The organism is Pseudoalteromonas sp. NZS71_1 (assembly GCF_015864305.1).
Taxonomy (GTDB): domain Bacteria; phylum Pseudomonadota; class Gammaproteobacteria; order Enterobacterales; family Alteromonadaceae; genus Pseudoalteromonas; species Pseudoalteromonas arctica.
On sequence record NZ_JADYXM010000029.1, the window covers coordinates 1 to 2,253 of the forward strand.

Annotated in this window: 2 protein-coding genes and 2 pseudogenes; 2 read left to right on the top strand and 2 right to left on the bottom strand. The window is 36.3% G+C overall.

All coding sequences use genetic code 11. The annotated features are described in order from the left end of the window. Positions 1-377: 377 nt before the first annotated feature. Complete coding sequence (locus I6F43_RS19920) at positions 378-1,115, bottom strand: hypothetical protein (protein ID WP_197103752.1); 738 nt, start codon at positions 1,113-1,115, stop codon at positions 378-380. Between the two features lie 90 nt (positions 1,116-1,205). Further along, entirely contained in the window at positions 1,206-1,589 is a 384-nt protein-coding gene (locus I6F43_RS19925) for a hypothetical protein (RefSeq protein WP_197103754.1), read from the bottom strand. A gap of 400 nt (positions 1,590-1,989) precedes the next feature. Here I6F43_RS19925 and I6F43_RS20215 point away from each other — a divergent pair. Both I6F43_RS20215 and I6F43_RS20340 read left to right on the top strand, forming a co-directional pair. Next, positions 1,990-2,139: pseudogene (locus I6F43_RS20215) on the top strand (PQQ-dependent sugar dehydrogenase); the annotation flags it as partial. A gap of 32 nt (positions 2,140-2,171) precedes the next feature. Next, a pseudogene (locus I6F43_RS20340) lies at positions 2,172-2,253 on the top strand (Mobile element protein); the annotation flags it as partial.

Genomic DNA, 2,253 nt, shown 5'->3' on the forward strand with positions numbered 1-2,253 from the left:
AACTTACTTGGCGCTTTCTTGCGATTGCCATAAGACACCCTGCTTATTTTTCACACTGATAAAAGCCTAGTACTTAGTTCACTAAACTGCAAAAAATAGGATGGGTGTCAATATTATTCTGCAATTGCGTAGCAAGCTGGCGGGATTTTTGGAACAAAAAGCGTGACAGTTTGCGGAGTCAAATTGCAGCTGCTTGTTAGGCATTAATTACGAATACTGCTTTGCTAAACTCAATATATCGTTAATTTTAACACGGACATATTTAAGAAATATATTGATCTCACTTAGCTCGAGATTCTTCTGATTTGTTGTAATGCTTGATGGTGTCGCATGCAAAAGCTTACTTGTGTACGAATAGATATATTCATACTCATCACCTAAGTCGACTTTTTTGCCATATCACACCAGTTCCAACGCTTAGGGATAAGAAGTTTAATATCGTCAGGTATTGAAGACAAAAAACTAGTCTTTTCGTTTTCAAGCTCAGCAATGGAGCTTGTAATAATTGGTAACTGTTTATTTTCAACTAAATGAGCTTGAAAACTATATCCATTTGATTTTGCTTGCTCAGCATAAATAGAGAAATGTCGATCGGCTTTATCATCAATCTTTTTCATTACGAAAGAGCTTAGATTAAAAGCTTCTTTCTCTTTTATCTTAGGATCAATAATATCATTAAGCTTTTTAAGCTCCTCGTCCATTATTGATTTTTCTTCGCTTTCAAACTTTTTCAAGAGTAGAACCTCTCGCTCAGTTTGAACTTTGCAATCCTGCCAATACCTCAGCTGGGTGTCAATTAATCGGCTGTAGTAAACCAAACCATACCGTGAATCCATCTTAAACAATAGCAACCAAACAGACATCTCAAAAATGTATCTCGTCACTGCTAATATGCTCATGGTTTCTATGTAGTTAAAATTCTGCTCTGTAAACAATCTTAACTTAACTAAGCTATCTCCCATTACCGAGCGACACCATGAATCAGCGTCAAACTTCATCTTTTCAGTAACTTCGGCATCTTTCCGAATCCTTAAAGCCTCGTCATTAAGCAGTGGTTGGAGTTCTGTTATAAGCGTTACTAAAGTCGATGTTTGACCTTCTATATTTAAATTCATAATCATCTCGGTGATGCCTAACACCAAATTAAGCGGCGCTGACCGCTTTTGTCAGTGTCCGCTTCAATTTTTTTGTTATATGCGTGTTTGCTACGAAGAATGTTCAACTGCGTCATAACCCTTGTAGTCCCAGCGTTCAAGAAAGTGTTTATGTTCTGCGGCGATTTTATTACAACTAAGGTGAATATCACTGTCATTGCATAACTTAAACTCACTATTGCCGACCCATATGTAGAAATCATCGTTGCAAACTTTACCAAGTCCTTTGTCTTCTAGCTCTAAAATAAATGCTGTCAGAGTCTTTAAGAGGACCGTTTCTTTTAGCCATTCACTGCCGGTATAGTAAGAGAGAGCCCAACCAAAACCTAGCATAACCTCACAAGAATCATAACCTTTCTCTGTGAAGTAATTAACAATTTCAGCGACCTCTGAGATTGTAGCATCTCTACTAATTGCCTTAGTGTGAAACTCCATTCCAACCTCTAAGCATATAACAACTTTGTATCCGACATTTGTCGCTTTACAAACCGACAAATGTCCAAATATTACGAAGCATCTAATTTAACCAGCTAATAAGCACTTGTAAACAACTAGTTAGCCGGTATTTAAGCTTCCTTAATGTAGAAATGCCCCAAGATGGTAGAGATCAGTAATATTGGACAAAAAAGTAATGAACTATAAAAAATAGGTGTAAGCGATATTATTAATAAGATAACTTAAATTTTTTTAAGCTTTTGCCTTTAACCTAAAACAAAAAAGCCGCTGTTCATTACAAACAGCGGCTTTCGAATTAAGACTTACAAGCTTAAAGCTTGCTTAACTTAAACTTGATTTTATAAGCTCGCATTAAACTAGACAGCCACTCCAATTGTAAATTAATCTGGCTAATTGTGAATTTACGCAGTCTCACGTATTTCCTGAGGTCGCAGGGCGATTAAGAGATATGTTTGTAACAACTGAGGAAAATATAGCCATATTAACCGATGGGGAAGATTCAAAGCTTATGCTGGTGATACAGAATTAATTTACATGAAATAACCAACAATAAAGCTAATGGCCAAAGGAAAACCTCATAATACCATCATCAAATCATTGACGTTTAAGTGGACACGAATACTATTTAGGTGCTGGAAAACAC

Bases quoted from the DNA above. Each gene is read 5' to 3' on its own strand.
- I6F43_RS19920 (WP_197103752.1), bottom strand. From the start codon at position 1,115: ATGAATTTAAATATAGAAGGTCAAACATCGACTTTAGTAACGCTTATA.
- I6F43_RS19925 (WP_197103754.1), bottom strand. From the start codon at position 1,589: ATGGAGTTTCACACTAAGGCAATTAGTAGAGATGCTACAATCTCAGAG.